This is a genomic window from Bradyrhizobium sp. (genome assembly GCF_004799445.1).
Lineage (GTDB): Bacteria > Pseudomonadota > Alphaproteobacteria > Rhizobiales > Xanthobacteraceae > Bradyrhizobium.
Map to the genome: position 1 here is coordinate 1 of NZ_SSNA01000063.1, position 2843 is coordinate 2843.

Sequence of the window (2843 nt, forward strand, 5' to 3'; positions counted from 1 at the left end):
TCCTCGGCCGCGTCGATTAGCATCTGAATAGCCAGTCGCCATTCCGGCGTATCGCGCTCTGATTGGGAGAGCTTCCTAATATAATTGCCGGCGTCGCGGAGCGTTCAGGCGGGCGCCCCACTTGGCAGGGGAACAGGTTGATCGAACGGACGATCCCAGGACATACGCAACTCCCACCAACCAGACCGTGGTTGAAAAGGCCGCCGGGCAATATCCAGCGGCCTACCGGGCTCAAAATTGATTGTCTATGAACTGCCCCGCCCCGATTTTCGCAGACTTGCACTGGCGAGTGAAGGGCGCGAATCAAAACTGCTGTTCCATCAAAGGAACAAAAACGCTGTTGCGGCTGGGACACACAGCTCGGGCAATTCGTCCCGCTTCAGCTTTTCGCTTTCCCCAATGCTCGCATCACTCCTTACCTGTGGGTTCATCCGAAGTGAGCCGGGCCGGTTCAAAGCCGGATCGGCTTTCATCCTATTCTTCGAGCCATTCGAGTATCTGCGTTGCGGCGATCGTCCGTTTCGGCAGATGAGGATTGAGCGTGCCCGCGGTGACGTTTGGTGTGTCGACTAATTTCGCTCTCGCGAATTTCTTGGCCCCTCGCTCGTTCCGAAATGTTTCGGTCGCCCTTGCGGACGTTCGCTTTCCCGGTGGCAGTTCAAATGAGACGTACCACGTCCCTTGGGACTTAATAGCCATGAGACCCTCGCGCGGGCTATGCCGGCGGCTCACCGCCGTGGGCGGGACCTCAATCGAAGGCAAACGAAATCGTTCCGCCAGCAGCCAGCCAGCCCTCAGGATTCGGTTTCAGCGCTGGCCGCCATCCGGACAGCCTTACGGGCCCAAAACGCACCAGCGGCGCTGCTGGAGTCGTGGCGGAGCATTCCGAAATGAAACTTCCGCTTTTTGCCGCGATGCCTGACCGATTTGGCCCCAATCGCGCGCGACTATGCGACCATGAGAACCTTGGCCGTCATCTTTGTACTTGCGTTGGTCACCATCGCCTTTGAGGTCTATTCGGACGCCTCGTTGGTGAGCGGAGATATCTCTCACATTGCTGCCCCGGATCCTGCGACAGCAGCTATCGCCCACGGGCTCAAGCATGGGTAGACGCGAAAGCCGCCCGTGAGGGCTTGGCAAATCAGCAAATCAGGATTTTGGCTTTAGCCTCGGCTGACCGTCCGCCTTCGTTCCTCTGATCGGGACAGCTGACTTCTTCGCTTCCAAGCCCTTAGCGGTCAACCGAAGGAAGACTTCATTGTCTGGACCTTGTTGCTGTTGTTCAATCCAGCCTTTTCGAAGCAGTTTTTCCACAAGCCCACTCGCAGGCAGCGAACGCGCTTTGATCCAGCCTGCCCCCCGTAGGTACTGCATGAACTGGCGCTCGGGGTGACTGGCAAACGTCATTTCTTCACCTTCAGCCCGAGCTCGGCCAGGCTATCATTTCTCACCCGCGGGCGGCGCGGTTGGCTCGCTCGCCACGCATTCACCCGCCCACAGCTTTGTGCCTTTGACGGTTCCAACCATTTTGCACCCGGCCGGCCCCTTCGGCTTAACCTGCACGATTGGCTTATTGCCGACCTTCGGCGCGTCCTGCGCGAAGGCGGTAGAGGAAAACACGATCGCAACAAGGACGCAGAAAATCCTCATGGTCATTTTCCTTTCGACTTAAGCCCTGGGCCGCGTCCGTCTGCAGGATATCTTTAGCAGGCTCGCACGGCTCCTAACGGCGACCACAGATCGTTTCAACTTTACTGAAACGAGATGAACGGAGGTATTGACCTCAAGAAGCGTTTTGAGTCGTTCATCCTCTTCAGGCGTCCATTTGTTTCTCTGGTTCGTCGACACAAAGTTACTTCCCCTTCGCCTTTAGCCCGGCTTCGCGCGCCAGCCGCTCGGCTTTCAGGCGTTCGCGATTTTCCTGAAATTCCGGACCGGCTTGGCCGTCCGAGATCTTCTGCTTCGCCGCGTTTGGGTTGAGAGCCTTTCGATCGTCCTCGTCCGCGACCTGTTGCTCGGCGGACCGCTTCGGTTTGATCATTTCCCCTTCACCTTCCGCTTGATCGAAAGTCCCAATCGGGCTGCTCGCCTCAGGACAGAGGTCGGTGAGCGTTGGAGGTGATCGGCTATGCCCTCAAGGGTATCCGATTCTACCAGCTGTATTAGCTCTCGTTCGCTCTTCATCGACCATCTGCCAGTTTTCGGTTTGCGAGCCATTCTAGCCTTTCACCCCACTTGCCTTCAGCCCCGGCCGTGCTGGCCGTTCGGTGAATTTCAGAGTAGCTATCCGCACACGAAATCGCCCGATCTCACGAAGGGCGTTGTGACGGTCTTGTCCCGATGGCAGTTCACGAGCGGTCGCCAACAGCTTCGCCGCCATTTCCTCTAGCTCTTGCAGTCTCACTGTTGTCACTTCTTCGCCTTCAGCCCGAGCTCGACCAGGCGCCGGATGGCTTCGGGCCTGTCGAGCGTCAAATCGTTAGCTGCGATCCAATTGTCGACGAGAATTAATTGATCTCTGCTGAAAATCATTTCCGGGGCCTTTTCCATAATTTTCGTCTTCACCTTATCGACCTCGGCATCTCGAACAGCGCTTGAAGCGACCCGCAAGGTTGGATCAGTCATTTCGGATATCCCTTCGATTTTATTGGGACCACCTAGCACGGGGAGGGGGCAATTCCACAATCCAGATCGCCGCGCCGCGCTCGGCCGCCAGCCTAATCCCGCCAACGGGGGGTAAGCGCCCGCACGCGGGATGGCGTTTGACCTAGATCAATGCGACCTGAACCTCTTTTAGTAAATTTAAGACTTATTTGCAGGGGCCGAGCTCGGTGCAGATATGT

Annotated in this window: 4 protein-coding genes; all 4 read right to left on the reverse strand. The window is 57.2% G+C overall.

All coding sequences use genetic code 11. The annotated features are described in order from the left end of the window. Window positions 1-1149: 1149 nt before the first annotated feature. The 4 genes from E8A46_RS08855 to E8A46_RS08870 all read right to left on the reverse strand — a co-directional run bounded on the left by E8A46_RS08855 (window position 1150) and on the right by E8A46_RS08870 (window position 2625). On the reverse strand, window positions 1150-1407 hold the full coding sequence (locus E8A46_RS08855) for a hypothetical protein (protein WP_291559546.1): 258 nt from the start codon (window positions 1405-1407) through the stop codon (window positions 1150-1152). A 33-nt stretch (window positions 1408-1440) separates the two neighbouring features. Beyond that, window positions 1441-1650, reverse strand: coding sequence for a hypothetical protein (locus tag E8A46_RS08860; RefSeq protein WP_291559548.1), 210 nt, complete (start codon window positions 1648-1650; stop codon window positions 1441-1443). Window positions 1651-1852: 202 nt separating this feature from the next. Further along, window positions 1853-2041 carry a hypothetical protein gene (locus E8A46_RS08865; protein WP_291559550.1) on the reverse strand — a complete coding sequence of 63 codons (189 nt, stop codon included), beginning with the start codon at window positions 2039-2041 and terminating at the stop codon, window positions 1853-1855. Window positions 2042-2409: 368 nt separating this feature from the next. Then, window positions 2410-2625, reverse strand: coding sequence for a hypothetical protein (locus E8A46_RS08870; protein ID WP_291559552.1), 216 nt, complete (start codon window positions 2623-2625; stop codon window positions 2410-2412). Between the last annotated feature and the right edge of the window lie 218 nt (window positions 2626-2843).